At 68.2% G+C, this 26966-nt stretch carries 26 protein-coding genes; 15 read left to right on the top strand and 11 right to left on the bottom strand.

The window, feature by feature from the left end; translation table 11 throughout:
- The first annotated feature begins 557 nt into the window (after positions 1-557).
- A complete protein-coding gene (locus GPX89_RS23495) occupies positions 558-1103 on the top strand; it encodes a hypothetical protein (protein WP_207710599.1) in 546 nt (181 codons plus the stop codon).
- The gene (locus GPX89_RS23490; RefSeq protein ID WP_157389703.1) at positions 1100-1528 is read left to right on the top strand and encodes a hypothetical protein; all 429 of its coding nucleotides are present in this window, start codon (positions 1100-1102) and stop codon (positions 1526-1528) included. The genes GPX89_RS23495 and GPX89_RS23490 overlap by 4 nt, the downstream gene beginning before the upstream one ends.
- Here GPX89_RS23490 and GPX89_RS23485 read toward each other — a convergent pair whose 3' ends face one another.
- Positions 1529-2089, bottom strand: a complete 561-nt coding sequence (locus GPX89_RS23485; RefSeq protein WP_157389702.1) for a methylated-DNA--[protein]-cysteine S-methyltransferase — start codon at positions 2087-2089, stop codon at positions 1529-1531.
- Between the two features lie 52 nt (positions 2090-2141).
- Positions 2142-2444 carry a hypothetical protein gene (locus GPX89_RS23480; RefSeq protein ID WP_157389701.1) on the bottom strand — a complete coding sequence of 101 codons (303 nt, stop codon included), beginning with the start codon at positions 2442-2444 and terminating at the stop codon, positions 2142-2144.
- A gap of 62 nt (positions 2445-2506) precedes the next feature.
- On the opposite strand from GPX89_RS23480, the gene yczR reads away from it, so the two are divergent.
- The gene (gene yczR / locus GPX89_RS23475; RefSeq protein WP_157389700.1) at positions 2507-4000 is read left to right on the top strand and encodes a MocR-like transcription factor YczR; all 1494 of its coding nucleotides are present in this window, start codon (positions 2507-2509) and stop codon (positions 3998-4000) included.
- Between the two features lie 254 nt (positions 4001-4254).
- Here yczR and GPX89_RS23470 read toward each other — a convergent pair whose 3' ends face one another.
- On the bottom strand, positions 4255-5544 hold the full coding sequence (locus tag GPX89_RS23470; RefSeq protein ID WP_157389699.1) for an adenylosuccinate synthase: 1290 nt from the start codon (positions 5542-5544) through the stop codon (positions 4255-4257).
- A gap of 274 nt (positions 5545-5818) precedes the next feature.
- Here GPX89_RS23470 and GPX89_RS23465 point away from each other — a divergent pair, with 274 nt between their 5' ends.
- Together GPX89_RS23465 and GPX89_RS23460 are read left to right on the top strand one after the other, a co-directional pair.
- Entirely contained in the window at positions 5819-6478 is a 660-nt protein-coding gene (locus tag GPX89_RS23465; RefSeq protein ID WP_157389698.1) for a hypothetical protein, read from the top strand.
- A gap of 58 nt (positions 6479-6536) precedes the next feature.
- Positions 6537-7319, top strand: a complete 783-nt coding sequence (locus GPX89_RS23460) for a site-2 protease family protein (protein ID WP_328602217.1) — start codon at positions 6537-6539, stop codon at positions 7317-7319.
- Positions 7320-7581: 262 nt separating this feature from the next.
- On the opposite strand, the gene GPX89_RS23455 is transcribed toward GPX89_RS23460, so the two are convergent.
- The gene (locus GPX89_RS23455) at positions 7582-8676 is read right to left on the bottom strand and encodes an FUSC family protein (protein ID WP_157389697.1); all 1095 of its coding nucleotides are present in this window, start codon (positions 8674-8676) and stop codon (positions 7582-7584) included.
- 58 nt (positions 8677-8734) lie between these two features.
- Positions 8735-9178: a DUF3151 domain-containing protein gene (locus GPX89_RS23450; protein WP_157389696.1), complete on the bottom strand. Its 444-nt coding sequence runs from the start codon at positions 9176-9178 to the stop codon at positions 8735-8737.
- Between the two features lie 148 nt (positions 9179-9326).
- Between GPX89_RS23450 and GPX89_RS23445 the strand changes: the two genes are divergently transcribed.
- On the top strand, positions 9327-11804 hold the full coding sequence (locus tag GPX89_RS23445; RefSeq protein ID WP_157389695.1) for an Rv0361 family membrane protein: 2478 nt from the start codon (positions 9327-9329) through the stop codon (positions 11802-11804).
- 237 nt (positions 11805-12041) lie between these two features.
- Positions 12042-13091 (top strand): fused (3R)-hydroxyacyl-ACP dehydratase subunits HadA/HadB, encoded by a 1050-nt coding sequence (locus GPX89_RS23440; protein ID WP_157389694.1) that lies wholly within the window; start codon positions 12042-12044, stop codon positions 13089-13091.
- A gap of 100 nt (positions 13092-13191) precedes the next feature.
- Here the strand turns inward: GPX89_RS23440 and GPX89_RS23435 are convergent, their stop codons facing one another.
- From GPX89_RS23435 to fbaA, 3 genes are all read right to left on the bottom strand, one after another.
- Positions 13192-14661, bottom strand: coding sequence for a DUF4185 domain-containing protein (locus GPX89_RS23435; RefSeq protein ID WP_157389693.1), 1470 nt, complete (start codon positions 14659-14661; stop codon positions 13192-13194).
- A gap of 113 nt (positions 14662-14774) precedes the next feature.
- Positions 14775-15893 carry a BTAD domain-containing putative transcriptional regulator gene (locus tag GPX89_RS23430; RefSeq protein ID WP_157389692.1) on the bottom strand — a complete coding sequence of 373 codons (1119 nt, stop codon included), beginning with the start codon at positions 15891-15893 and terminating at the stop codon, positions 14775-14777.
- 90 nt (positions 15894-15983) lie between these two features.
- Positions 15984-17021 (bottom strand): class II fructose-bisphosphate aldolase, encoded by a 1038-nt coding sequence (fbaA, locus tag GPX89_RS23425; protein ID WP_328602216.1) that lies wholly within the window; start codon positions 17019-17021, stop codon positions 15984-15986.
- 226 nt (positions 17022-17247) lie between these two features.
- On the opposite strand from fbaA, the gene GPX89_RS23420 reads away from it, so the two are divergent.
- Both GPX89_RS23420 and GPX89_RS23415 read left to right on the top strand, forming a co-directional pair.
- A complete protein-coding gene (locus tag GPX89_RS23420; RefSeq protein ID WP_157389944.1) occupies positions 17248-17901 on the top strand; it encodes a DedA family protein in 654 nt (217 codons plus the stop codon).
- Between the two features lie 7 nt (positions 17902-17908).
- Positions 17909-18628, top strand: a complete 720-nt coding sequence (locus GPX89_RS23415) for a DedA family protein (protein ID WP_328602215.1) — start codon at positions 17909-17911, stop codon at positions 18626-18628.
- A 10-nt stretch (positions 18629-18638) separates the two neighbouring features.
- Here the strand turns inward: GPX89_RS23415 and GPX89_RS23410 are convergent, their stop codons facing one another.
- The 3 genes from GPX89_RS23410 to GPX89_RS44760 all read right to left on the bottom strand — a co-directional run bounded on the left by GPX89_RS23410 (position 18639) and on the right by GPX89_RS44760 (position 21011).
- Positions 18639-19781 (bottom strand): glycoside hydrolase family 76 protein, encoded by a 1143-nt coding sequence (locus tag GPX89_RS23410; RefSeq protein WP_157389691.1) that lies wholly within the window; start codon positions 19779-19781, stop codon positions 18639-18641.
- A gap of 62 nt (positions 19782-19843) precedes the next feature.
- The gene (locus GPX89_RS23405; RefSeq protein WP_328602214.1) at positions 19844-20527 is read right to left on the bottom strand and encodes a TrmH family RNA methyltransferase; all 684 of its coding nucleotides are present in this window, start codon (positions 20525-20527) and stop codon (positions 19844-19846) included.
- Between the two features lie 19 nt (positions 20528-20546).
- Positions 20547-21011, bottom strand: coding sequence for a DUF4190 domain-containing protein (locus tag GPX89_RS44760; RefSeq protein WP_235947780.1), 465 nt, complete (start codon positions 21009-21011; stop codon positions 20547-20549).
- 93 nt (positions 21012-21104) lie between these two features.
- On the opposite strand from GPX89_RS44760, the gene GPX89_RS23395 reads away from it, so the two are divergent.
- From GPX89_RS23395 to GPX89_RS23370, 6 genes are all read left to right on the top strand, one after another.
- A complete protein-coding gene (locus tag GPX89_RS23395) occupies positions 21105-22493 on the top strand; it encodes a sensor histidine kinase (protein WP_235947776.1) in 1389 nt (462 codons plus the stop codon).
- Positions 22494-22501: 8 nt separating this feature from the next.
- Positions 22502-23164: a response regulator transcription factor gene (locus tag GPX89_RS23390; RefSeq protein WP_157389689.1), complete on the top strand. Its 663-nt coding sequence runs from the start codon at positions 22502-22504 to the stop codon at positions 23162-23164.
- 40 nt (positions 23165-23204) lie between these two features.
- Positions 23205-23816 (top strand): Uma2 family endonuclease, encoded by a 612-nt coding sequence (locus GPX89_RS23385; RefSeq protein WP_157389688.1) that lies wholly within the window; start codon positions 23205-23207, stop codon positions 23814-23816.
- 118 nt (positions 23817-23934) lie between these two features.
- Positions 23935-24354, top strand: coding sequence for a hypothetical protein (locus tag GPX89_RS23380; protein ID WP_456237934.1), 420 nt, complete (start codon positions 23935-23937; stop codon positions 24352-24354).
- 129 nt (positions 24355-24483) lie between these two features.
- The gene (locus GPX89_RS23375; protein WP_157389686.1) at positions 24484-25806 is read left to right on the top strand and encodes a purine-cytosine permease family protein; all 1323 of its coding nucleotides are present in this window, start codon (positions 24484-24486) and stop codon (positions 25804-25806) included.
- Entirely contained in the window at positions 25803-26903 is a 1101-nt protein-coding gene (locus tag GPX89_RS23370) for a phosphotransferase enzyme family protein (protein ID WP_157389685.1), read from the top strand. Before GPX89_RS23375 ends, GPX89_RS23370 begins: the two co-directional genes overlap by 4 nt.
- Positions 26904-26966: the final 63 nt, after the last annotated feature.

The following is a 26966-nucleotide window of genomic DNA, read 5'->3' as shown; positions in this document are numbered from 1 at the left end:
TCGACAGGAAGGCATCGGCGGCGGTGCGGTAGGCGGCTTCCTCAGCGGCGCTGTGCAGCTCAACGCATGACCGCGATCGCCGGGGCCGTCGCCGCGGGTGGCCTGCTCGCCACACAGGCCGCCTCCGCCACCCCACCGCTCATCTCGCGGCGTCATTCGCGCGGACATCGTGCCTGGCGAGTCGTGGAACTGCGGCGGCTGGAGCCTGCAACCGCCGTACATCGGCAGCGCGCCGACCAGCGGCGTTCGCACCAATTTCGCTGGTGCGGAAGCTTTTCGGTGATCACCGGGTGCGGATCGGCCGAGCGGGGCGTACGTAACCTGACGTAGCCGAACATACGCGGTGCAGCGGATGTCGGAGGGCGGGCTGCCGCGAAGACTGGTGATCCTATGAATTCTCCTGTCTTCGAAGGGAATCGCATATGTCGTCTGTGGATATTGCGGTCTCACAGCGTTATCCCCGGATAGTGGCCGCGGCCGGGGCATCGTATGTCGTTTTGTTCATGTCGTCGCAGTTCTTGCCGAATGCGTTGGGGCAGAATTCGAATGCGCCGGTTGTGACCCCGTATTCGTCGGACGACGTGGTGGCTCGTTATCTCTCCCAGACGAGTCGAGGTCTCGTCCCGATCGGCGCGTTTCTGCAGGCCACGAGTGCGCTGGCACTACTGGTGTTCGCTGCCCTGGCCGCGAATCAGGTGCGTCGGCGACTGCCGGAGTCGGGGTACGCGGATCTGATCAGGGCGGGTGGGATCGCTTCGAGCACATTGCTGCTCGTGTCGGCTTCCTGCCAGTGGGTGCTGAATCGGCCGAGTACGGGAGCCGACCTGCATACCTACCGGGCCGTGCTGGATATCGTCTTCATCACCGGTGCGGCGCCCACGGTGGCGACGGGCGGACTGCTGATCGGCGGAATTGCGGCAGCGGCCATGCGCACACAGTGGCTGCCCGCCTGGCTGAACTGGCTCGGGCTCGTCGTGGCCGCCTTCTCGGTCGTCTCGATGTTCTCCCTGCTCGCCGAACCGGTGACGATCTTCATTCCGCTCGGCCGCTACCTGGGCATGGTGTGGTTCCTCTGCCTCGCGGTCCGACTGGCGTTTCGATGACCATGCGGCGATGGTTGTTGTGGTCATGGGTGGGGGTGGTCGGCCCGATCGTCGGATCGGAGGCGATCGGCGGCATCTCCGGTCTCCTCCCGCACCCGATCTACCACCCGGTCTACGTGATTCTCAGTCTCGGAGCGCTGTATGCGGCCGTGCGGCTCCGGTCGGCTTCGACCGGGCGGGTTCCCCGTGCGCTGGCCACCACCCTGGTGGCGGTTCTCATCACTCACATCCTCGGGCAGACGGGCCAGGAGATCGCCGTCTTCCTGCACGGCGGATTCCATGCGGGAGAACACATCTTCATGGAGCCGTTCCACCTCGCCAACGCGATCCTGTCCGCGGCCTCGATCGGCTTGGCACTGATAACCCTCACGACCCTTTCGGTGTATGCGCTGAGCACAGCGATACGGGCCGACAAGACGGTGTAGTCAGAAGAGAGTCGGCTCGCCGAAGCCCGGGGTGCGTTCGATTTCGAGCAGGTGTTGCTTGGTGGTGAGGCCACCGGGAGCGGAGAAACCGTGCAGCGCGTGGTCGGCGGCCAGGACGCGGTGGCAGGGGATGATCAGGGGAATCGGATTGCGGCCCAGGGATTGTCCGACGGCCTGGGCTCCGCCGGGGTGGCCGATGCGGTTGGCGATCGCGCCGTAGTTGAGGGTGTGGCCGGGGTCGATGGCCCGGGTGATTTCGTAGACGGCTCGGTCGAAATCGTTGAGGGGGCTGAGGTCTACGGGGATCCAGCGGAGGTCGTCCAGGTCGCCGGTCAGGTGGGCCTGGATTCGGGTTATGGCCGTGGTGATTTCGGGGCTGGGATCCGCTTCGTGGATGTCGACCAGGCGGTGGCGGCGCAGGATGTGGGTGCGGGTGGCGGTGGCGTCGCGGTCGGGGAGGGCGAAGCGCAGGACGCCGGTGGCGCTCCAGGCGATGGCGCAGACGCCTATCGCGGTATCGAAGAGCGCCGCCGACGCCAGGGGGCGAGCCGGGGCGGACATAGGGCCAGTGTGCACGGTGGCACCGACAGAAGTTCGATTCGAGTCCAGTTTGCTAGAACTGGACTGATTCTCCTCGGCAGGGGATCTGGGCGAGCGCCGCGACGGCCGGGCCGGTCCGGCGGAAGCGGCGGACCGGGGCGGGCGGGCAGGCGTCGGGGCGCAGGGAGGCGATGGCGGTCAGGTCCGAATATTGGCGGGACGCTTCATATTCGGCGACCGACCAGTCCGACATAGGGGCGTGGGGACGGTAGCGCTCGAGCAGCACGCCCCAGCGCTCGCCGGGTTCGGGGGCGTACCGGTACACGAGACCGGCGAAGGCGGCGACGATCAAAATGGAGACGAGCAGGGCGACCATGAGGCAATAGTGGCCCCGCCGTGGACTTGAAGAAAATATCCAGTACCCGGATACTGGCCTTTATGGCGACACGAGTGATCGGCGCGGCCAGCCTGACGCGCGACCTGGGCCGGTGGCGGAACGAGGAACCGGGAGCCGCGGGCGACAACGGCAAGCGATCGGCCCGGCCCGCGTATGTGGCACTGGCGGAGAGCATCCGGCTGCTCATCCACGACGGCCGCGCGCCCCTGGGCGTGGCGCTGCCCAGCGAGCGGGATCTGGCCACCAGCCTCGCGGTCAGCCGCACCACCGTCACCTCCGCGTACGCACTGCTGCGCGAGCACGGATATCTGATCAGCCGGCAGGGCTCGCGCAGCACCGTGGCGCTCCCGCCGACCGTGGTGCACGACGGCGCGAAACCGGCCCGCAGCATTCTCGCCATGATGGCGCAGCCGGAGCTGCCGACCATCGACATGACCTACGCCGCCATGGCCGCCCCGCCGCAGATGACGGAGGCGTATTCCTTTGCCCTGCAGGGTCTTCCCACCTACCTGGGCACCCACGGCATGGACCCGGTCGGCGTGCTCATGCTGCGCGAGGCGCTGGCCCGCCGCTACACCGCACGCGGCCTGCCCACCGATCCCGATCAGATCCTGATCACCCTGGGCGCCCAGCACGGCCTGCGGCTGCTGCTCAATGTGCTCACCACACCCGCCGAACGGGTCCTCATCGAGCACCCCACCTACCCGAACGCCATCGAGGCCATCCGCGATGTGGGCGCGCGCCCGGTGCCGGTGCCCATGCGCCCCGACGGCTGGGATCTCGACGGAATCCGCAGCGCCGCACGGCAGACCGCCGCCAGCGTGGCCTATCTGATCCCCGACTTCAACAATCCCACCGGCCACCTGCTCGACGCCGAGGGCCGCGCCGAACTGGCCGCCATCGCCCGCGAGACCCGCATGACGGTGATCGTCGACGAGTCCATGGTCGACCTGGACCTCTCCGACCTGGAATCCCCGCCTCCCGCAGCCGCTTTCGCCCGCAACTCGGAGATCGTCACCCTGGGTTCGGCCTCCAAGTCGTTCTGGGGCGGCCTGCGGGTCGGCTGGGTGCGCGCCAACCAGTCGCTCATCACCAAGCTCCTCGGCACCCGCTCCACCGTCGACCTCGGCACCCCGGTGATGGATCAGCTGGCCACCGTCCACCTGCTCCGCAATGCCGACGAAATCCTCACCACCCGAAGGAACCAGCTCCGCTCCCGCCGCGCGGTCCTGCTGGAATCCCTCGCCGAGGAGCTCCCGGACTGGTACGTCACCCCCGGCGTCGGCGGCATGTCCCTGTGGGCCCAACTCCCCGCCCCGGTCTCCACGGCCCTGGCGGCCACCGCCCCCAACCACGGCGTATTGCTAGCGGCCGGACCGCGTTTCGGCGTCCAGGGCGCTTTCGAACGTTTCATCCGCCTCCCCTTCACCCACGAGGAATCGGATATCCGCGTCGCCGTCAAGTCCATCGCCGCGGCGTATCAGGGCCTGACGCCCCACGCCGCCGATCCCCTGGCCCCACTCATCACCTATTGAGGCACCCATCTCGTCATTCCGGCGCGCTCTCGACCGGAATCCACTGGTGCACAGCCGGTATGGATCCCGCGAAAACATGCCGGGACGACGAACATTCCTGGACCCGAGAAGGGCGAACGTTCCTGGACCCGAGAAGGGGGAAGGTTCCTGGACCCGAACGGGCAAGGGACTGGTCCCGAAACGATTCGCGCCCGCCACGTCTGGACGTGGCGGGCGCGAATCTTGTCCTACCCCAGGCTTTCCCGGGTCATGGCTCAGGCCAGGATATCGTGGCGGACGATGGTCTGGTCGCGGCCCGGGCCGACGCCGATGCAGGAGACGCGCGCGCCGGACAGCTCTTCCAGGCGCTTGACGTAGGCCTGGGCATTGGCCGGGAGCTCCTCGAAGGTGCGGGCACCGGAGATGTCCTCCCACCAGCCCGGCATTTCTTCGTAGATCGGCTTGGCGTGGTGGAATTCGGTTTGGGTGGTCGGCATCTGCTCGACGCGCTCGCCGTCGATCTCGTAGGCCACGCAGATCGGGACGGTGTCCAGGCTGGAGAGGACGTCCAGCTTGGTGAGGAAGTAGTCGGTGATGCCGTTGACGCGGGTGGCGTAGCGGGCGATCACGGCGTCGAACCAGCCGGTGCGGCGGGCGCGGCCGGTGGTGACGCCGACCTCGCCGCCGGTCTTGGCCAGGTAGGTGCCGGACTCGTCGAAGAGCTCGGTCGGGAACGGGCCGGAGCCGACGCGGGTGGTGTAGGCCTTCAGGATGCCGAGCACCGTGTTGATCTTGTTGGGGCCGACGCCCGCGCCCACGGCCGCGCCGCCGGCGGTCGGGTTGGAGGAGGTCACGTACGGGTAGGTGCCGTGGTCGACGTCCAGCAGGGTGCCCTGCGAACCCTCCAGCAGCACGATCTCGTCGCGCTCCAGCGCCTCGTTGAGCAGCAGGCGCGAGTCGGCGATGCGGTGCTTGAAGCCCTCGGCCTTCTCCAGCACCTCGTCCACCACCTGCTGCGGGTCCAGCGCGCGGCGGTTGTAGATCTTCACCAGCACCTGGTTCTTGAATTCCAGTGCGGCCTCGACCTTCTGGGTGAGGATCTTCTCGTCCAGCACGTCGGCCACGCGGACGCCGACGCGGGCGACCTTGTCCTGGTAGCAGGGGCCGATGCCGCGGCCGGTGGTGCCGATCTTCTTGTTGCCGAGGAAGCGTTCGGTGACCTTATCGATGGCCACGTGGTACGGCATGATCAGGTGCGCGTCGGCCGAGAGCAGCAGGCGGGAGGTGTCCACACCGCGCTCTTCCAGACCGGCGAGCTCGGCGAGCAGCACGCCCGGATCGACGACCACGCCATTGCCGATGACGTTGGTCACACCGGGGGTGAGGATGCCGGACGGGATCAGATGCAGTGCGAAGCTCTCACCGTTCGGCAGCACCACGGTGTGTCCCGCGTTGTTGCCGCCCTGGTATCGAACTACCCACTGGACCCGATCGCCGAGCAGATCGGTTGCCTTGCCCTTGCCCTCGTCGCCCCACTGGGCGCCGATCAGCACGATTGCCGGCATGTGAGTGTCTCCTACGGGTTCGACGCGCAGCACCCCGGTGCTGCAGCTACCCGCCGTCAGAAGGCGGTGGCCGTAGGCACACTTTACTGGATGGGCACATACGTCCAGGTGCAAGCCCCGGCTACCAAAAAACCGGACGTAACGGATGCGCAGCGAGGACGGCGCGGCAAATGAGACGGGGTTATGGTGGCACGGGGAGAGGGACCGGCAGGGGGTCCATCGAAACGCAGCGAGGCGGACAGGTGTTGGCAAGCCAGAGGAGGGTGTTCGGCAGTTGAGTACCCATGTTCTCCGCTGCGACGGCGCGCCGGTACCCATCGCGCTGGCATCCCTTCCCCTCACCCAGACCTCGGCCATACCGGACACCGCCGCGCTGGACGAGTTGCTCCCGGTCATGGCCGCCGACAGCCTGCCCCGGCTCATCGTGCTCGGTGAGGACGCGGGCCTGGCGGCGGTGCTGACCCATCTGATGCGCACCGAACGCCTCGGCGTCGAGATCGGCTACGTGCCCATCGACCGCACCTACGGCTCGCGCGCCTACGACACCGGGACCGGCTCGGCCGCCGCCAAGCGCGCGCTGGAGGGCAAGCCCGTCGAGACCCCGCTGATCCGCGACGACACCGGCAAGGTGCTCATCGGCCGCGCCACCATCGTCGGCGAGGCGGGCGCGAAGCTCGAGGGCGAGGCCTACGTCGACGACACCCGGCTGTTCACGGGAAAGGTCGCGGCCCTGCACGTTTCGCCCATGCTGGAGATGCCCGGACTGCACGCCACCGTGCAGCGCGGCCTGCGCAAGAAGCGCTGGGTCGAGGGCCGGGCCATGCAGCTGGGCACCCCCGGCGCGCTGGTCACCCGCGACGGGATCACCGCCGATCGGGTGGTGAAGCGGTCCACGTTCTATCGACACCACGAGCCTTGGCTGCTGGTTCGCTGATTCACCCCCAGAATGGGTGTCGGCAGATCCGGAAGGCCGACCAGTTGGGAGCAGTCAGGTGAATTACCCGCGCGCGGTGGGACGGGCGTCCGGAGCGGTCCGGCCCAGTCCGGTGTTCCTGCTCGTTCTGGTGATCACGGTGGCGGGCGGGGCGCTGGCCTGGGACGCCGGTCTGCACTCGACACAGGCCAAATTCGGGGTCTTCATCCTCGTGGTCGCGGGCTGGATCGTGTCGATCTGCCTGCACGAGTTCGCGCACGCGTACGTCGCGTGGCGGGCCGGTGACCGGGAAGTGGAGATGCGCGGGTACTTGACGCTGAATCCGCTCAAGTACAGCCACCCGCTGCTGTCGATCGCGCTGCCGATCGTGTTCATCGCGCTCGGCGGGTTCGCCTTGCCCGGTGGAGCGGTCTACGTGCACTCACACAACTTCAGCCCGCGGACGCAGCGGATCCTGAGCGGAGCCGGTCCCGCCGTCAACGCGATGTGCGCGATCGTGCTGCTGGTGATCGTGCGCCTGTACGGCAGCTCGACCTCACACCCGGCATTCTGGTTCGGGCTGAGCTACCTTGCGTTCCTGCAGATTACGGCGACCGTACTGAACCTGATCCCGGTCCCCGGCACCGACGGGTACGGGATTCTGGAGCCGTCACTGAGCTACCAGACGCGACGCGCGCTGGATCAGATCAAGCCGTACGGCATCTTGATCCTGTTCGCGCTGCTGTTCACCCCGGAGCTGAACCGATTGTTCTTCGACTTCGTCGACAGCCTGTTCGGGCTCTCCGGCGTGCCCAGCTACTGGTGGGGGAACGGCGATTACCTGACCCGCTTCTGGCGCTGACGATTCCGTGGATGGGCCGCCCGGACGACCCGGTTGCCGGGCGGCCCCCTTCGCAACGACAGCGGTTCGGCGCGGGATGCCAGGCCTCCCCCGCCTGAGAACCGTTGCCACCCGTCGCTGCGAGTCCGGTACCGGATTACCCCTCGTAAATCCGGCTTGTCTTGAACGGTAGAGGGGCGCAAGCGGTTCGACGCGAGTAGTGGACTACCCGAAGATCAAGAACAGGTACCCGCAGATCGGCTGGAACACCCGCAGATCGGGTTCAATCGATCGGCGTCACATAGGGATTCGCCACGGTCGGCGGGAGCAACGCCATGGCAGAGAGGCGGCGCATGCCGCACACCTGCATGAGATCCACGACGATGGACCGCAATTGCGCGAACACCACGTGGGCGGACAGGCCCGCGCCGTCCACCAGGTCCTTGGTCGCGCCCTTGCCGACCGAGCGCAGCACCCGGGTGGCCTCGGCGGGGTCGGGCTTCTCGTCCGGGTCGGCGAGCATCATGCGGCGCACCACGTCGACCGCCTTGCCCAGCTTCTCGACCTCCACGATCAACCGCGGATCGAGGACCTCGTCGTCGCGCACCGAGGTGAGGGCGCGGCGCAGCAGCACCCGGGTATTGCGGATCGCGTTGTCGAGCGGGTCGGCCGCATCGCGTAGGCGCTGCAGGCGGGCCCGGGAGTTCCAGTACAGCGGGGAGATTCGGATGATCTCGCGGCTGCCCTCGAGCGTGTTGCGCATGGAGTCGATTGCCGCCTGGGTGCCGCGGGCCGCCTCCAGGGCCTGCTTGATCTTCTCGGAATCTTGCTCCAGCAGCCCGTCCGCGCATTCGGTGAGGGCGGTGCCCATGACCTCGAGAATCCCCGCCGCCTGCTCGCGCGCGCGACGCACCGGATGCAGCGGAATGGCCGCCACCACCACGATGCCGACCAGTCCGCCGACGAGCGCGTCGATCATGCGCAGGGCGCCACCGGCATTGCCGGGTGGGTAGAGCGTTGCCACCAGCACCGCGGAACTGGCCGCCTGCATGGTGATCACCGGGCCGCCGTCCAGGAAGACCGCCGTACACATGGCGACCACCACCAGCAGCACGATCTGCCAGCCGCCGGTGCCCACCCGCGAGACGAAAAGGTCGCCGATGCCGATGCCGACGGCCACACCGACGATCAACTCGATCGACCGGCGCAGCCGCGCGCCGAACGACACGCCGATGGAGATCATGGCGGCCATGGGCGCGAAGAACGGTCGCTCGTGGCCGATCACATTGTGCGCCAGGAACCAGGCCACGCCCGCGCCGATCGCGCACTGCACGATCGGCAGGAGCGAGGACCGGACGCGCCCGGCGGCCCGGCGCATGCGGGTGACGCTGCTCTCCCGAGCAGCGTCGAGGGTTTCGCCTAGGCCGCTGGTCAATTCAGTCGAGGCCGAGCTCGGCGGCGGCACGCGGGTCGCAGTCCTCGAGCAGGTCGAGGCAGCGCGCGTACTCGTCGGTCTCGCCGATGGCGCGGGCCGCCTTGGCCAGTGCGCCGACGCTGCGCAGGAAACCCTGGTTCGGTTCGTGGCTCCACGGCACCGGGCCGAAGCCCTTCCAGCCGTTGCGGCGCAACAGGTCCAGGCCGCGGTGGTAGCCGGTGCGGGCGAACGCGTAGGCGGAGATGATGTCGTGATTGACCTCGCCGTCGGCCTTTTCGCCCCGCTCGAGCGCGGCTTCGGCCAGGTGGGCCCAGGCGATCGAGGCCGTCGGATGCGCCGCGGCGACCTGCACCGGGTCCTGGTTCTGGAGCAGCGCGTCCTCCGCCTCGATATTTTCCGGAAGGAGGACCGGCTGCGGTCCGAGCAGATCACCGAAGGAGGTCATGCCGATCATTCTGCACCGCCGCCCGATTTGCTCAGTAGGCGTACCTCCGCCTCCGCTCCGGCCGTGCGCGCATAAGGGCGACTACGTCGACAGCGCCCATTAGGCTGACCGTCGAATCACAGTTCCGCCGAAGACAGGGGTGTAGCGCGTGTCCGACCAGAAAGACGACCAGCAGTCGCAGGGCCCTGCCTCCCCGGCAGGCCGTCCCGCCGCAGGATCACCGGACGCCGCTCCCGCCCCTGACGCTACGAATTCGGCCGACAAGCCCGCACCCGAAGGCAAGCAGCCGAAGCCGCCCGCGGACGACAAGGCCGCCGCGCCCGGCGGCATCCCGGCCGACGCCGCCCCGCCGACGGCCGCCACGGAAGTGATCCCCTCCTCCAATTCCCGCACCGAGGAAATCCGCACCGGCGCGCCCAAATCCGCGCCCGGCGCGTCGAACACCTCCGGCGCACCCGCCAAATCGGGACCCGCAGGTTTCGCGACCATTCGCTACGAGTCCCCTGCGGCCCCCGCCGGCGCGAGCCGCGTCCAGCCCCCTGCCGCCCGCCAGGGCTCGGGCGCATTCGCCCCCCAGAACACTCCGACCGGACAGCCTCAAGCCCCCGGCGGACAGCCCAACGCCACCCCGCCGAACACCCCGGGCGACCGCCCCAACGGCACAGCGCAATCCACGCCCGACGGACAGCCCGGTGACGCACCCTCGCCGCAGCAGAGGCCGGCCCAACCCACCGGCACGGGACAGCCCGGGCAGGCCGGGTCCGTGAGCGGCGCGCCGCGGCCCAGTGGACCTTCCGCTGCGGGCTCGGCCGCTGGAGCGGCTCAGAACACGGGCGGCGGACGCCCCTCCGACACAGCGCAATCCGGGCCCGGCGGGCAGTCTTCGCCCGGAGGAGCGCAGGGACCAGCCGATTCGGCGGAGCGCCGAGGCTCGGGCGCAACGGAATCCGAACGCGGTGGGCAGCCGTCGGCCGGTGGCGCACAGCGGGCCGGTGGGTCGGCGGCTGCCGGGTCGGGTGCCGGGGAGGGGTCCGGCGCACCGAAGAACGCCGGGGGTGGGCCGGGGCCGGGGGCTTCGTCGCCTGCCGATGACGCACCCACGCAGTTCATTCCGATTCAGCGGCCCGGCGGGAAGCCGGGGTCCGGTGGAGGCGCGGGCGGCGCCGAGGCAGTGGACGCGACCACGCAGATGATCAAGATTCAGCGGCCGGGCCAGGGCGCGAGCGGTCCCGCCGGGGCGCAGCAGTCCGGCTCCGCGCCTGCGAATTCCGGGCAGCCGGGTCGCGCGGGTGGAAGTGCCGCGGTCAGCGGACCCGGGAGCGCACAGGACAGTTCCAAGCAGTCCGATGCCGGCGAAACGGGGAGCGGGCAGCCGGGTGGCGCGAAGCAAACCGGTTCCGAGTCCGCGGGTTCGGGGACGGCGGCCGGAGCCGCCGCGGCTGCGGTCGCCGGAAAGGCTGGTGCGCAGGGCGTTTCGGGTCCGGGTGGCGAGGATGCCGCGCCGGAGAAGCCCGCGCCTCAGGATGTGCCGACCGAGGGGATGCCGCAGGCGCCCGGCGCGGACGACGACTCCGGGGACGCCACGGGTGGCGAATCCGGTGGGGACGCCAAAACCGTTGTGATCAAGAAGGTTCCGGCCCCGGCGGATGATGCCACCACGGCGTTGCCGATCGTTTCTGGAGAGGCCGGGACCGAGAAGATCCGGGTGTCAGGGCCGCAGGGACGGGCGGTCAGCAAGCCGCCGCAGACACCGCGCGGGAATGTGGGCCCACGGAACGCGGGCCCGAAGGGGAATGCGCCGGTGCAGGACGCTCCGGTGGAGCCTCGGCCCGCGCCGCCGCGGCCGCCGATGGGGCCGCGACGGCCCGCGAGCGCGCCGTCACCGGCGGATATGCAGCCGACCACACCGGGTCAGCCGATCGGCGGGCCGCGGATCGCCTCGCCGCAGCGGGTCGGGGCGGGCGCTCCGCAGGGGCCCGGTGGGCCTCAGGGACCGGGTGGTCCGCAGGGTCCGCGCGGACCGCAGGGACCGAACGCACAGGGACTCGCCGCTCCGCAGGGTCCGGGCGCGCAGCCGCCTGTGCAGGGCGGGCCGGGTCAGCCCGGCGCACAGGATGTCCAGGGGGATGGACCGCGTCCGCTGGCACAGCCGCAGCGGGTCGAGGCCGCCGACGGGCAGGCGAAGGCCGGGTCGAAGAAGTGGTGGATCATCGCGGCGGCGGCCGTGGTCGCGGTGATCGCGATCATCGCCATCGTGGCCGGGGTGAGCAAGCACAACAGCGACAATTCGCCGGAAGCCCTGGTGCAGAAGTCGGTGACCTCGTTCACCGATGCCCTGAACAGCGGGAACCTGGATACCCTGCGGGCGGTGACCTGCGGGTCGAAACATGACTTCTACCAGAACATCTCGGCGGATCAGTGGGCCGGCGTGTACAAGACCTCCAAGGAGCAGAAGAGCATTCCGCTGGTGAAGAGCATCGACGCCATTCAGGTGAGCGGCGATACCGCCGTGGCGCAGGCGACGGTCTACACCGAGGCGAATCCTTCGAAGACCTCCGCGTACACCTACGACCTGAAGAACGAGGGCGGTTCGTGGAAGGTGTGCGACCCGCAGAACGCCAAGTGACCCGGGAGGGAAGTAGCGTGACGCATTCGCGGTCCCTGTCGCGATAAGCATCACATACACCTGGTCACCGGTCCGGCACGCCGGTAGAGTGTGCCGGATTGTCTGGGCCAGCCTTTTCGGCATTCCGGCACTTCAACGGTTGTACACCGTCCAGGACATTGTCTTCACAGCCCGAAGCGATGTCCGTCAGAAGTGGTGCGGGCCCACCGGGTTTCGATTTGCAGGGAGCTGAACACCATGCCGGAAACGGCAGAGGCTACTAAGGCCACCGCGGCAGAACTTGTCGGACGGCACTTCCGTGTCCGTGATCACTACGACGTCGGCCGCGAGAAGATCCGCGAGTTCGCACGTTCGGTGCGCAACGACCACCCCGCGCACCACCGTGAGGAAGACGCCGCCGCGCTCGGCTACGGCGGTCTGCTCGCCTCGCCGACGTTCGCGTCGGTGATCGGCGCGGCCACCACCCGCTCCCTGATCGGCACCGTGCTCACCGAGTACGACGTCTCGCAGTTCCTGCAGACCGATCAGATCTTCGAGTACTACCGCCCGATCCTGGCCGAGGACCGGCTCGGCGTGGACGTGACGGTGGAGAACATCCGCAGCTACGGCGACAACGACTTCATCACCGTCAAGGTGACGATGACCGACGCCGACCTGCTGCCGGTGCTGGTCGCCACTACCACCATCGTGGCCCGCAAGGGCGTCGAGATCGATCCCGGCATGGTCGAGACGGTCTCCGGCGTCGTCATGCACGGCCACGTGGCCGCGCCGGGCGAGTCCGATGCCGATCCCAACGCGCTGATCCTGCTCGAGCCCGACGAGGTGGCCGAACCGGCCGCCCCCGCCGCGCCGCTCCCGGTGCGCACCAGCCGCACCGCCGCCGAGCTGGCGGCCGGGTTCGAGCTGCCCGCCGGACAGTCCGCCGTGACCCGCGGCGACCTGGTGAACTATGCGGGCGTCTCGGGCGACCCGAACCCGATCCACTTCAGCGACACCGCCGCCACCCTGGCCGGGCTGCCGACCGTGGTCGCGCACGGCATGCTCACCATGGGCCTGACCGCCGCCTACCTGGTGGAGTGGCTGGGCGACCCGTCGGCGCTGCGCAAGTTCAGCGTGCGCTTCTCCGGCTTCGTGCCGGTCGAGCCCACCGCCGCGACCCCGATCGATTTCACCGGCAAGGTGAAGTCGATCGACGCCGAAACCGGTACCGCGACAGTCGTTCTCGGCGCGACCTCCGAGGGCAAGAAGCTCTTCGGCCGGGCGGTCGCCGAAGTCCAGCTCAGCTGACCTCCGAAACCCGAAGAGCGGGCCGCACATTCGATGTGCGGCCCGCTCTTTTTCGTCGCTTCATTTTCCAAAAGGGTTCGGGGGCTGAGCCCCCGACCCCTCAGTTCAGCGTGGCGTGCATCAAATACACGTTGTAGTCGCTCCAGGTGGACATGGTGAAGTACATGTCCTTGCCCGTCGACCACGGGTGGATGAAACCGCCGTAGAGCTCGGGATATTGGAGCGCGCTCACCGTGACGGCGCTGTCGGACCAGGCGCCCTGCGGTGAATCCGATTCCCGCACCACCAGCGCCGCCTTGGCGGTGTCCAGGTAGCTCATCTGCCACACCTTGCGGTCGGCGTCGTAGCGGACCGACAGCTCACCGGCCGGTGCGTCGACAACCGGTGTGGCGGTGACCAATCCATTGACCGCGGGCACCCAGGCGTCGGTCTGCCAGTACTGGTAGGCCGTCGGATTGAGCACCTGGTCCTTGGGCACCCGGGCCAGCCCCACGCCGCCCAGGCGGGTGTTGGGGATGCCGAACATGTACACCCAGTCGCCCTGCGGCACCATGGCCGTCACCTGGAAATTGGAGACGCCGAAGATGTTCTCCCACTTGGCGTACGGGTCCTTGGTCCAGTGCTCGCCGTGGTCGTCGGAGTAGGCGATGCCGCCGTAGTTGGTGTACCAGGTGCCCGGGATGCTGTTCCAGGTGCGGATCGACATGTAGCTCATGTACTGCCGGTCGCCCAGGGCGAAGCCCGAGGTCGGGATGGTGGTGATCTCGATATTGTCGAGCTTCTTGCTGCTCAGCAGTTCCGAGGCGTGGCAGCGATCGTCGGTGACCATGTGGTCGAACACGACCCCGTTGCTCAGATCCCGATTCTTGCTGAACGCCAACAGGTTCGACCGCCAGTCCTCGCCCATGCCGCCCGGCGGATGGAAGTCGCGGCCCACGGTGTCGCCGAAGGCGATGGCGATCTCGTCGGGCGCGCTCTGCCACATGATGCCCAGGTCGGTGCCCTGCACCTGCCAGCGCTTGTCGGTGCGGTTGACCGAGTTCGCGCCGGTCAGCTTGGCCACCTCGGTGACGTCGGAGACCTGCGGGGTGGGCCGGGGCGGGGTCTGCGCGGCCTGCTCGACCGGCGGGTGCGCCGGGTCGGGTCCGGGCGGCAGGGTCGGCGGATTCGGGTTGGGGAGCGCGAAATTGAACGGCTGCGGCCGGATGATCAGCTTGGGCAGGCCGAGCTGCTGGGCCAGATCCGGCGGCGTGGTGGTCTGCTGATCGGTGAGTTCCGGGCACGGATTCACGCACGGATCCGAGGGCAGCTCCATCTTCACGCGCTTGGTGTTCTCCGGCGGCGGTCCCGGGTCGACGGTGACCGCCGGATAGACGACGGGCACCTCGACGGTCTTGGGGACCAGCGCCTCGTGTTCCGGCTTGGCATCCGTCCGGCAGGGTCCGATACCCGGAACCGACGCTGCCGCAGCGGGATCCGGATCCGCCACCGCCACCGAGCGATCCACTCCGACGAGCACGCCCGCACCGAAGATCACCGCTCCCGCAGCCGCCACGAGCCGCTTGGCCATGCACTCAACCTCTCACCAATCGGGCTTGCCGGACACGTCCGGGCAGAGACCCTACCCGCCGAACCGGACGAACCGCCGGTACTCGGCCGATCTCGATCGAATCGAGACGGCCGTCAGCGCAGGGCCTGGAAGGTGAGCACGGTGGTCCCGATCCGGATGGCGTCCCCGTCGGCCAGCACCGCGGCCGATTCGATGGACTCCTCGTTGATGTAGATGCCGTTGGCGGAGTGCAGATCCTTGATGAGCAGACCGGCCCGGCTGGGGGTGATCTGCGCGTGGTACCGGCTGGCCTTGGGATCGTCGAGCACCAGATCGTTGTCGGTCATGCGGCCGATCTTCATGCCGTTGGCCCCGATCGGGATCACCCGGCCGTCCGCCATGCGCAGCTGCCCGGCGCGCACCGCCCGCGGCATCTCGGTGACGGTCTCGGTCATGGCCTTGGCCATCCGCTCGACCTCGTGAATCTGCCCGGTGCTCAACGGTTCCTGGCGCAGCACCTTCTGCTCCAGCGCGATCAGCGCGGGCCCCGGATCGATGCCGAGCTCGTCGGCGAGCACCGTCCGCACCCGCCGGCAGGCGTCGAGCGCGTCGGCCTGGCGGCCGGACAGGTACAGGGCGGTGATGAGCTGCGCCCACAGCGGTTCCCGCAACGGATGCGCATTGGTCATCGACACCAGTTCACCGACCACCGAAGACGCACGGCCCAAGGCGATCTCGGAGTCGATGCGCGCGGAGGCGACCAACAGCCGCTCCTCGTCCATGGCGGTCGCGAAGCTCTCGGCGAAGCCCAGCCCGGACAGATCGTCCAGGGCGCGGCCGCTCCACTCCGCCAGCGCCTCACCGTAGAGCCGCGCCGCGGCGGTCGGATCACCGATCGACGCGGCCTCCGAACCCTCCCGGCGCAGCGTCTCGAAGCGACCCAGATCGCATTCGTCGTCTTCGATTTCCAGCCGGTAGCCGGAGGATTCGGTGCGCAGCAGCGCCACCGGGTCGACGCCGGCCGTTCGCAGGGTCTTGCGAATGTTCGAGACGAACACTTGCAGACTGGCCTGATAGGAGTCCGGCGGATCGTCGTTCCAGACGATGTCGGCCAGCGCTTGAGAGGACACCGCGCGCCGCCGGTTCACGGTCAACGCCGCCAGTAGCGCACGCGGCTTGGGGCCGCCGACCGGCACGGACCGACCGGCGACCAACAGCTGCACGGGGCCCAGGACCCGTACATCGACAGTCATGCCACCTGCCTCGATAGAGACCGCGGCGCGCCCGCCGCTCGTAAATTGCCCGGGATTCCGCCCATTTCAGCGGAATCCCGACCGTTGAGCTTACTTGGCGCTGATCGAACGTCCCGCCGAGTTCAGATCGTTGCAGGCCTCGACGACGCGCGCGGCCATCGAGGTCTCCGCCTTCTTGAGGTAGCTGCGCGGGTCGTAGACCTTCTTGTTGCCGACCTCACCGTCGATTTTCAGCACGCCGTCGTAGTTGGCGAACATGTGGCCGGCGACCGGACGGGTGAAGGCGTACTGGGTGTCGGTGTCGACGTTCATCTTCACCACACCGAAGCGCAGCGAGTCCTCGATCTCCGACTTCAGCGAGCCCGAACCGCCGTGGAAGACGAAGTCGAACGGCTGCGCGTCCGCGCCCAGGCCCAGCTTGGCGGCGGCCACGCGCTGGCCCTCGGCCAGCACCTCGGGCTTGAGCACGACATTGCCCGGCTTGTAGACGCCGTGCACGTTGCCGAAGGTGGCGGCCAGCAGGTACTTGCCGTTCTCGCCCGCGCCCAGCGCGTCGATGGTCTTCTCGAAGTCCTCGGGCGAGGTGTAGAGCTTGTCGTTGATCTCGGCCTCGACGCCGTCCTCTTCACCGCCGACGACACCGATCTCGACCTCGAGGATGATGTTCGCGGCGGCGGCCTGCTTCAGCAGCTCCTTCGCGATCTCCAGGTTCTCGTCGATCGGAATGGCCGAGCCGTCCCACATGTGCGACTGGAACAGCGGGTGCTGGCCGTTCTTCACGCGCTCGCTCGAAATGGCCAGCAGCGGACGGACATAGGTGTCCAGCTTGTCCTTGGGGCAGTGGTCGGTGTGCAGCGCGATGGTCACGTCGTAGCGGGCGGCGACCACGTGCGCGAACTCGGCGAGCGCGACGGCACCGGTCACCATGTCCTTCACACCGAGGCCGGAACCGAATTCCGCACCACCGGTGGAGAACTGGATGATGCCGTCGGAACCGGCGTCCGCGAAGCCCTTGATCGCCGCGTTGATCGTCTCCGAGGACGTGCAGTTGATGGCGGGGAACGCGAAGGAGTTCTGCTTGGCCCGAGCAATCATCTCGGCGTAGATCTCCGGAGTCGCGATGGGCACAGTGACCTCCGTGTTGTGTGTGGTGCGTACGACAAATTCTGTCAGCTGACACGATAGGACAGCCCTTTTTCTCCGGGCCAATGGCCTCGCATACCCCACAAGTTTGTGAGGTTCCATCGAGAATCGGTGTGATGTCCGAGGTACCGGTACTGTGGTGGCCGTGACCTTGCTGGCCGTATCCGATGCCGTGACCACGAATGCCGCGTTGCCCGCGATCTTGGATCCAATGCACCTCCTGACGGAGACTTGGCTCTCGCACGCGGTGCTCCCGGCGATCCTGGTCATCGTCTTCATCGAGACCGGCCTGCTGTTCCCGATCCTGCCGGGTGACTCGCTGCTGTTCACTGGCGGTCTGCTGGCGGCCCAGGCGCACCCGCCGGCCGGTATGAACATCTGGTGGCTGGTGCCCGCCACGGCGTTCGTGGCCTGGCTCGGCGATCAGAGCGGCTATTGGATCGGCCGGACCATCGGACCGGCGCTGTTCAAGAAGGAAGACACCCGCTTCTTCAAACAGCACTACATCACCGAGACGCACGCCTTCTTCGAGAAGCACGGCCCCAAGACCATCGTGCTGGCCCGCTTCGTGCCCATCGTGCGCACCTTCATGCCGGTGCTGGCCGGTGTCTCGAAGATGGACTACCGCAAGTTCGCGCTGGTCGACATCATCGGCGCGGTGCTGTGGGGCGGCGGCGTCACCGTGCTCGGATACTTCCTGGGCAATGTCGAATTCATCCGCAAGAACGTCGAGGCGATCTTCCTGCTGATCGTGTTCGTGTCCATCCTCCCGGGCATCATCACGGTCGCGAAGAACCTGCTGCACCGCGGGCAGCACCCGGAGAAGGCCGAGCTGGCCACCTCGACGAACGAGCCGACCCGCTGAGCCATCGGTGTCGATCAGCCCGCTAACCACTCTCGCTTCGGGCGGCTTCGGCCCCCTGGAGACCGCCGGACCCGTGCTCGTCTGGACGATCGTGCTGACCTTCGTCTTCCTGGAGTGCGCGCTCATCATCGGGTTGTTCCTGCCCGGCGACTCCATGCTCATCACCGCGGGCGTCGTGATGGCCTCGCAGGTGGGCGGCGAGGGCCACATCTGGGCGCTCTCGGTCGGCACCATGATCGCGGCCATCGCGGGCAATCAGGTCGGCTACGTGTTCGGCAGCCGGACCGGGCATCACATCGTCGCGCGCAAGAACGGCAAGTACATCAACACCCGCAATCTGGCGCGGGTCTCGGAAATGCTGCACAAACACGGCTTTCTCGCGGTGCTGGTGGCCCGCTGGATTCCGTGGGTGCGCACGCTGTGCCCGCTGGTCGCCGGTGCGGCGGGCATGGATCACCGCAAGTACACGATCGCCTCGACCGTCGGCGCGGTGATCTGGGCCCCGGTGATCCTGCTGGCCAGCTATTACGCGGGCAGTTTCCTCGAGGACATGTCCTGGCTGATGCCGGCGGTCATCGGCACGCTGGTGGTCGGATTGATCCTGGGCACCGCGGTCGGGGTGCGGCAGTATCGCAACGAAATGGCGCGTCCCGCCGAGGATTTCGACCTGGACACGGCCGAAGCGCAAACCGTCCCGATTCCGGTGATCCGGCCGCACAACGCCTGATCGACCGGGCCTAGAGTCCGGCGGCCGTCACCGTGTGCGCGGCCTCCATCAGCTTCCACCCCGAAAGCTGCACCGACAGATCACGTTCGGGATTGCGCGAGCCCTTCACCGAACCGCCCTCGAACCCGCCCGCGCCCGCGATGCCGGGCAATCGTGCGGGTTGCCGCCAGTCCGCCCCGAACAGCGGTTCGCCCTCCACGTCGAGGCGGTGCTCCCAGGCCGCGGTCGCGGAGGCGCGGACGATGGCGGCGGCCTTGCGCCGCGCGGTCACCTGGGTGGGCTCGTCGCCGGGCAGCATGAGCGCGGCCAGCGCCAGGTAGCGAATCAGGATGCCGTTGAACAGGCCGCCGTCCCCGCCGCCGTCGCCGGTCACCACGCCGCGATCGGTCAGGTGCTCCTCGATCGCGTCGACCAGGCGGACCGCGCGTTCGGCGTGCCGGGGCTCGCCGACATGCACGGCCAGTTCGGTCTCCAGCCCCAGCGCCACACCCTGGCAGTAGCTGTAGACCGGTTTCTCCACCTCGCCCGACGGTAGGTGGATGCCGTCGAAGATGAGCCCGGTTTCCTTGTCGCGCAGATGCGTATCGAGGAAGTCGGCCAGCTCCTGCGCCAGCGAGTAGCGGCCCAGCCGGGCCATGGCGATGCCCACCGGGCCGTTCGCGGGCGCGTTGAAGAAGTCGGAGCCCTTGCGCCAGGGCACCGCGCCGAACTCCGGCTCGAACCCGTTGGCCAGCGCCTTCTCCAGGATGAGCAGCGCGCCGCGGACCTCCTCGACGCCCTGGGTGCGCTCGGCGCGTTCCAGGGAGATGGTCAGCCACGCCATGTCGTCGTAGTAGTTGTTGGTCCAGCCGGTGATATTGCGCAGCCGCATGGCGTGCGCGATGGACCAGAGCCGGCGCTGCCGGGCGGGGGTCGGAGCGCGATTCGCGGCGTCGACCGCGCAGTCGATCAAGTGGGCTTGCCACCAGTAGTGCCAGAAGGCGAAGGTGCGCTCGCCCTTGGTGGCGGGCCACCCGACCACCCCGAGCTGGGTGCCGGGAACGGCCCACAACTTGCGTAAGTGACGGGAGAGAATCGCGGATTCCGCCAGGTCGGCGCGCTCCGACCACAGCGCAGCGGTCGGCTCGATATTGCGCCCGGTCCGCGAAGTCATGGGACTAATGGTGCCAGTCGGACACCATCGTTCGTGGCTGATTTGTTACCGAGAGTCGGATGTCACCACGCGTTGCCGAGGTCGGCGTGCTGACGAATCCAGGCGTGCATGGCGATGCCCGCCGCGACGCCCGCGTTGATGCTGCGGGTCGAGCCGAACTGGGCGATCGAAACGGTCAGCAGCGCGCCCGCTTTCGCGGCCTCGGTGACGCCGGGGCCTTCCTGGCCGAACAGCAGCAGGCAATCGCGGGGCAGGGTAGCGGTTTCCAGCGGCACCGAGCCCGGGACATTGTCCACGGCCACCACGGTCAACCCTGCCGCCGCCGCGAAGCGCAGCAGCTCGCCGGTGTCGGTGTGGTGTCGGACGTGCTGGTAGCGATCGGTGACCATGGCGCCGCGCCGATTCCAGCGCTTGCGGCCGACAATGTGCACGGCCGCCGCCGCGAAGGCGTTCGCCGTGCGCACGACCGTGCCGATATTGGCGTCGTGCCCGAAGTTCTCGATCGCCACGTGGAAGGGGTGCCGACGGCTGTCGATATCGGCGACGATGGCCTCGCGCCGCCAATACCGGTAGGCGTCCACCACATTGCGGCGGTCGCCGTGGGCGAGCAGTTCGGGGTCCAGGCGCGGATCGTCGGGCGGCTCGGCGCCGAATTCCTCGCGCCACGGTCCGACACCGTGTGGATGCTCACCCCATTCGGTCGGGCCGGGGGCGAGCGCTTCGTCGTCGGTCGGGGCGGAACTCACCCCGCGATGGTAGTAGCCGCTAGTGCGAGGCGAACGCGCCGATGACGGCGAGCAGCACGAAGAACACGATCGCGCCGATCATCAGGCAGGACGAGACGATGCCGCAGACCCAGCCGGCCGTGACCATGCCACCGCCGCCGATGGCCCCGCCCGAATCCCGGATCTCCTTGCGCGCCCGGCTGCCCAGCACCCACGCCACCGGTCCGACGAGCGAACAGAGCACCAGACTCAGGATGCCGAGGATGAGGATGGTGACGGCCTGCGGGTGATCCTGCGCGGGCATGCCGTAGTAGCTCTGATAACCCTGCGGGTAGTAACCCGGCGCCGGCTGGGGATGACCCGGGTTCTGGGGATAGCCCTGGTTGTAACCGGGCTGCTGTCCGTAGCCGTAGCCCTGCGGCTGTTGCGGGTTGTGGTCCTGCGGCGGCTTGTCGAACGCCTGATTCTGCGGATCCCAACCCGGCGGCGGCGGATCGTAAGTCATGGGCAGAATGCTAGGGGGTAGTGCTGGCTACACCGAACATTTACGGGTCTGCTCCCTCGTCCCGGAACACCTGCCAACGAGACGATGGAAGACATGAGCGAAACAGCCGCCGTTCCCACCCTGTCGTTCGATCCGCCCGGACCGCAACCGAATCCGCGGGGCAGCGGAGCGCGCGACGCGCTGATCACCTTCCTGGCGACGCCTTTCCGGGCTCGCACCTGGAAGGAATTCGCCTATCTGATCATTGTTTTCGTGCTCGGCGGCCTGGCCGCCCTGTATCTGTTCCTGGCCATCGGCGTCAGCGTGTATCTGTCGCTGTTCGTGATCGGCGTACCGCTGCTGGCGGTAATGCTGCTGGGCGGCCGGGTGTGGGGGAAGGTCTATCGGGTGCTGGGCGCGGTGTTGCTGGACGCGGCGCTGCCCGAGCCACCGCCCTTCACTCCCAGGCCCGGTTTGATCGGCTGGCTGCGCAGCGCGTTCACCGATCGGACTTCGTGGCGGGCATTGCTGTTCCTGCTCGTCGAGGTGCTGTTCGGTCTGATCATCGGTTACGGCGTGCTGATGATCGTGGCCATCACCGCCCTCGTGGCCGTGTCCCCGATCCTGTGGGCGACACGGAACACGGTCAATGTGGATGCCCAAGGGGTGCCGCACCATTCGATGGTCCAGTTCGGCGACTACTACCTCGACACCTGGCCGCGGGTACTCGGCTTCGGGGCCGTCGGCGTCCTCGGCTTTTTCCTGCTGCCGTGGCTCTTTCGCGGCGTGTGCCTGCCGCATCGTCTGCTCTCCCGCTGGCTGCTCACCCCGACCGCCCGCGATCACCAGTTGGCCGAATTGCGGGAGAGCCGCCGCGTCGCGGTCGACGACGCGGCCGCGACGCTGCGCCGTCTCGAACGTGACCTGCACGACGGGACCCAGGCGCGGCTGGTGAGCATCGCCATGATGCTGGGCCGCGCCGAGGAGCGCATGGCGACCGGCGGCGATGCCATCGAGCTCATCACCCTGGCGCGCACGGGCTCCAAGGAGGCGCTGGCCGAATTGCGGGAATTGGTGCGTGGCATTCATCCGCCCGCCCTGGAACTCGGGCTGGAGCCGGCGCTCGAGACCCTGGCCGCCCGCTGCGCCATACCGGTGGAATTGCGGGTGCTGCTGCCGGTGCGGCCCAGCCCGGCCATCGAGGCCATCGCCTACTTCTCGGTCGCGGAATTGCTGACCAATGTGGTGAAACATGCTGCCGCGACCCGGATCTGGGTGGCCGTGCTCCCCGCCGGGGAGGACGGCCTGTCGGTGGCCGTGCGCGACAACGGGCAGGGCGGCGTGCTGCAACCGGCCGAGCTGCCGGGTGAAGCCGTTGCGGTGGGCGGGCTTTCGGGCCTGGCGCAACGGGCGCGCTCGGTGGACGGCTCGCTGTTCGTGGACAGTCCGGTCGGTGGCCCGACCCTGGTCACGCTGGTGTTGCCGATCGCGGGACCGCGATGATCGAGGACATGGATGCCCCGAACGCGCCGCTGCGCGTGGTGATCGCCGAGGACAACGCCATCTTGCGGGACGGTCTCACCGCATTGCTCGCCGAGCGTGGCTTCGAGGTGGTGTCCACGGTCGGCGATGCGACCGGTCTGTATTCCGCGGTGGCAGAGCATGCGCCGGACGTGGCCGTGGTGGACGTCCGAATGCCGCCCAGCTTCACCGATGAGGGCCTGCTGGCCGCGCTCGCCCTGCGCCGCGGCCATCCCGGCACCGGTGTGCTGGTGTTCTCCCAATGGATCGAAACCCGTTATGCCACCGAACTGCTGGCCGCGGGTGCCGGGGGCGTCGGCTACCTGCTCAAGGACCGGGTCGCCGATGTAACCGATTTCATCGAGGCGCTGCGCCGGGTCGCCACCGGCGGCACCGCCCTGGATCCTGAGGTAGTGAGCCAGCTCATGGGCGCTGCCCGGCAACAGGATTCGCTGGCCCGGCTGACCCCGCGCGAGCGCGAGGTGCTGGAATCCATGGCCCAGGGATTGTCGAATTCGGCCATCGCGCAGGCACTGACGGTGACCGAGCGCGCGGTCGAGAAGCACATCGGCAACATCTTCACCAAACTGGAATTGCCGCCCTCGGATCTGCATCATCGGCGCGTGCTGGCGGTTTTGCGCTTGAAAGGCTAAACGTCGCTGCGAGGTTGCGGAGCGTGGAAGACTGGGGGGCATGACTCGGTCGAGTTCCGCGGAATTGCTGAAATCGGTTGAATACTGGCCGAATCACCTGCTGACCATTGCCGAGTGGTCGCTGCTGCCCGAGAACAACAAGCACTGCCGCGAACTGGTGGACGGCGTGCTCGTGGTCGCGCCGCAGCCGCCCCGGCATCAGCTCGCGGTGTGGCGGCTGGCCGCCCAATTGGAGCGGGCGCTGCCGCGGCGGGTGGCGGCCATGGCGCGCATCGAATTGATCATCGACGAGGGCTCGCCGCCGACGGTGCGGGTGCCGGATGTGCTGATCGTGGGCGGTGCGGCGGGCGCCGAACACGCCACCCGGGTATGGCCCGGGGATGTCCTGGCCGCCATCGAGATCGTCTCGCCGGGTTCGCGGCGGGTCGATCGGATCATGAAGTTCGCCGAGTACGCGGCGGCGGGGATCGAGCACTACTGGCTGCTGGAGACCGAGAATTCGCTGCGGTTGCTGACGCACCGGCTGCGGGACGGTCGCTACGTGCCGACCGGTGAGTACGCCGGACAGGTCACCCTCGAACTCGACGAACTGAACCTGCCACTCGACCTCGACGCACTCACCGCGCTTCGCGCCTCCGGCGCGTCGGTCTGACGCCATACCGCCCCTGACCTCGCGGGTTCTGCCACCTGATACGAAATTCGGGACTATCCTGGAGTTCCGTAAGCCGTGGTTGGAGGGTGTCATGGACCACGCGCGCATAGTTCGAACCGTGCTCGGAGTGACGGCCGCCTATCTGGTCGCTCTCGGGTGTTGGCTGGGTTGGCTGGTCCCGCTCACCCCACCCGGAACATTGCCGGTTCAAATCGTCACACTGGTCGGTCTCTTCGGAACCTTCCTGGGTCTCGGCATGATGTTGGCCCAACGCCCGTCCCGCTCGGACCGGCGGCTGCGCCGCCACGGGCTGGAGGGCTGGGCGAACATCGAAGCCGTCCATCCGCTCCAGCGCACCGACCACTGCACCGAGATCACCGAACTCGATCTCGAACTGGTGGTGCCGGGGTCGGAGACCTACTACGGCAGCATCGTCTTCGACGTGGAACCGGTGGTGAAACCGAGAATCGCTGTGGGCGGCACGCTTTCGATTCGCGTCGACCCGGCCAACCGCGACCGCATCATGCTCTGCCTGTGACTCGGATGTACTCTCTCAGCTCTCGTGCCCGCCGCACTCTGTGCGGCGGGCACGTTTGAGATATCAGAGCGGTCGCTGCGCGCCACCTGGCTGCCGGTTTTGCCTGATCCGGGCCGTAGCATCCTCGACATGACGATCGTCGAGAAGCAGGACCACAGAGAAGCGCCGCTGGTGCTCGACACCGAGCCGCCGCGCACGCTGGGGTTCACCGATCAGGCGGCGTTCTGGCTGAACATCGGGGTCAGTCTCATCGGGTTCAGCGGTGCGGCGGTCGTGCTCTCGCCCACCGAGGGCTCGCGCCTGCCGCTCATCGGCGCGCTGCTGGCGACCGTGGTCGGCACGGTGATCGGCTCGGCCATGGTGGCCGGACCCGCCGCCATCGGTTCACGCACCGGCGCACCCGCCATGGCGGTGCTGCGAGGACTGTTCGGCACACGACTGTCGTATGTCCCGACGGTCGCCAACATCGTGCAGTGCATCGGGTGGGGCGTGTACGAGCTCACCGTCATCACCCTCGGCGTCTCGGCGCTCACCCACGACAAGGTGCCGCACTGGATCGTCATCGTCGCGGCCGGTGTGCTGTCCACCGTCATGGCCATCTGGCCGCTGTCCGCGGTGCGGGCGCTGCGCAAGTATGTCTCGGTGGCAGTGGCCATCGCCCTGATCTACTTCACCGTTCAGCTACTGCGGCAACCGATTCCGCTACCCACCGGCACCAGCTGGAGCGGCTTCTGGCCCGCCGTCGACAGCACCCTCGCGGTATCGATCTCCTTCGTGCCGCTGGCCGCCGACTACACCCGGCACTCCCGCTCGGCGAAAACCGCCGCCGGGGCCACCGTGACCGGCTACTCCGTCGCCCAGATCTGGTGCTACGGCCTCGGCATCCTCGCGATCCTGCACGCGGGCAATGCCGACAACATCTTCGACACTTTTCTCGGTGTGGCCGCGGGCTGGGTGTTCTTCGCGGTCCTGGTGCTGCGCGAATCGGATCAGTCCTTCGCCAATATCTATTCGACCGCCATGTCCATCCAGAACCTGCTGCCCCGGGTGGACCGCCGCCTGCTGGCCGGTCTGGTCGGCCTGATCGTCACCCTCCTGGCGCTGCCGGTGCGCGACTTCAGCAACTACGCCAACTTCCTGGTGCTGATCGGTTCGGTCTTCGTGCCGCTGTGCGCGGTGCTGATCGTCGACTATTTCTTCGGCCGTGGTCGGACGGGCTGGAACCTCACCGAGAACGCACCCACCCGGCCACTCATGCTGCTGCCCTGGGCGATCGGCTTCGTCACCTATCAGCTGTTCAATCCCGGCTCGATCGGCTGGTGGACGAAGTTCTGGACCAATGCGCAGGACACTCTCCACATCCATCCCGGCTGGTGGTCCTCGGCCTCGCTGTACTCCTTCCTGGCGGCCGCGGCGGTGACCGCGCTCCTGGTCCGGTTCCGGCGCGGATGACCGACGGCCGCGTCTACGGCATGGGGTTCGACGAGCTCGTCGAACCCGATTGGCCCGCACTGACTTCCGCCGAGGTGGACGCGGTGCTGGGCGCGGACGCGGCCATCACCTGGCGCAGCCCCCGGCCGCTCTCGGCCACCGCGCGGGTGCGACTGCCGGACGGGCGTGACGTCATCGTCAAGCGGCTGCCGCGGACCCTGCGGGACGCGGCCGCGCTCGGCGAGGAACACCGGTTCATGGCTCACCTGCGCGCGGGCGGGATTCCGGTGCCTGGCGTACGGCGCAGCCTGGATCACGGCGAATTCGCCTACGAGGTACAGGAACTCGGAATCGGCGTCGATGCATACGCGGGCGTCTTCTCCTGGTCGCCCTACCGTTCCCCCGACGAGTCGGCGGCCGCCGGGCACATGCTGGCCAGGCTGCACCTGGCCGCCGCCGGGTACGAGGCCCCGAGTCGCCCGGCCCGGCCGCTGCTCGCGGGATTCACCCTCTTCTCCTCCCCCGATCCCCTCGCCGCCGTGGCGCGCCGAGCCCTCGAACGCCCCGCACTGGGCGCGTTCCTGGCCGAACACGACTGGCGCGCGGACATGGAACGCGTCCACCTCCCGGCCTACGAGCGCCTGCGGCCGCTGCTGCCCGACCTGGAACCGCTGTGGACGCACAATGACTGGCACGGCACCAACCTGCTCTGGCACGACCACGACGTCGCCTCGGTCATCGATTTCGGCCTCTGCGACCGCACCACCGCCGTCCACGATCTCGCCACGGCCATCGAACGCAGTGCCGTGGACTGGATTTCGATTCGCGACGGCGGCCCGGCGAATGTGCGGTTCGATCAGGTCCGAGCCCTGCTCGAGGGCTATGAATCGGTGCGCCCGCTGACGACCGCCGAGCGCCGGGCCCTCCCGGCGCTGTTGCCGCTCGTCCATTGCGAATACGAGCTCTCGGAAATCGACTACTTCCTCGGCGTCATCCCCGGCGGCAATGCGAAGAACGCCGAAATCGCCTACAGCGACTATTTTCTCGGACACACCGCATGGTGGACGCAATACGATGCGGGCCACGAGCTACTCGATTCTGTGACCACGATCCGATAGAACTTGCCTCGTTGCCCATGGCCGTGGTCGCCGCGGCTTTCGCCAGCGCGGGCACCGCCTCGG

Origin of the sequence: Nocardia terrae, assembly GCF_009760405.1 — a bacterium.
GTDB lineage: Bacteria > Actinomycetota > Actinomycetes > Mycobacteriales > Mycobacteriaceae > Nocardia > Nocardia terrae.
The sequence above is the reverse complement of the archived record's forward strand: the minus strand, read 5'-3'. Positions and strand labels throughout refer to the sequence as shown.

Bases quoted from the DNA above. Each gene is read 5' to 3' on its own strand.
- GPX89_RS23395 (WP_235947776.1), top strand. From the start codon at position 21,105: ATGAGCGAAACAGCCGCCGTTCCCACCCTGTCGTTCGATCCGCCCGGA.
- GPX89_RS23450 (WP_157389696.1), bottom strand. From the start codon at position 9,178: ATGACCTCCTTCGGTGATCTGCTCGGACCGCAGCCGGTCCTCCTTCCG.
- yczR (WP_157389700.1), top strand. From the start codon at position 2,507: ATGGCGACACGAGTGATCGGCGCGGCCAGCCTGACGCGCGACCTGGGC.
- GPX89_RS23410 (WP_157389691.1), bottom strand. From the start codon at position 19,781: ATGACTTCGCGGACCGGGCGCAATATCGAGCCGACCGCTGCGCTGTGG.
- GPX89_RS23390 (WP_157389689.1), top strand. From the start codon at position 22,502: ATGGATGCCCCGAACGCGCCGCTGCGCGTGGTGATCGCCGAGGACAAC.
- GPX89_RS23370 (WP_157389685.1), top strand. From the start codon at position 25,803: ATGACCGACGGCCGCGTCTACGGCATGGGGTTCGACGAGCTCGTCGAA.
- GPX89_RS23375 (WP_157389686.1), top strand. From the start codon at position 24,484: ATGACGATCGTCGAGAAGCAGGACCACAGAGAAGCGCCGCTGGTGCTC.
- GPX89_RS23440 (WP_157389694.1), top strand. From the start codon at position 12,042: ATGCCGGAAACGGCAGAGGCTACTAAGGCCACCGCGGCAGAACTTGTC.
- GPX89_RS23480 (WP_157389701.1), bottom strand. From the start codon at position 2,444: ATGGTCGCCCTGCTCGTCTCCATTTTGATCGTCGCCGCCTTCGCCGGT.
- GPX89_RS23430 (WP_157389692.1), bottom strand. From the start codon at position 15,893: ATGACTGTCGATGTACGGGTCCTGGGCCCCGTGCAGCTGTTGGTCGCC.
- GPX89_RS23455 (WP_157389697.1), bottom strand. From the start codon at position 8,676: ATGCGCCGGGCCGCCGGGCGCGTCCGGTCCTCGCTCCTGCCGATCGTG.
- GPX89_RS23435 (WP_157389693.1), bottom strand. From the start codon at position 14,661: ATGGCCAAGCGGCTCGTGGCGGCTGCGGGAGCGGTGATCTTCGGTGCG.
- GPX89_RS23485 (WP_157389702.1), bottom strand. From the start codon at position 2,089: ATGTCCGCCCCGGCTCGCCCCCTGGCGTCGGCGGCGCTCTTCGATACC.
- GPX89_RS23385 (WP_157389688.1), top strand. From the start codon at position 23,205: ATGACTCGGTCGAGTTCCGCGGAATTGCTGAAATCGGTTGAATACTGG.
- GPX89_RS23420 (WP_157389944.1), top strand. From the start codon at position 17,248: ATGCACCTCCTGACGGAGACTTGGCTCTCGCACGCGGTGCTCCCGGCG.
- GPX89_RS23490 (WP_157389703.1), top strand. From the start codon at position 1,100: ATGACCATGCGGCGATGGTTGTTGTGGTCATGGGTGGGGGTGGTCGGC.
- GPX89_RS23470 (WP_157389699.1), bottom strand. From the start codon at position 5,544: ATGCCGGCAATCGTGCTGATCGGCGCCCAGTGGGGCGACGAGGGCAAG.
- GPX89_RS44760 (WP_235947780.1), bottom strand. From the start codon at position 21,011: ATGACTTACGATCCGCCGCCGCCGGGTTGGGATCCGCAGAATCAGGCG.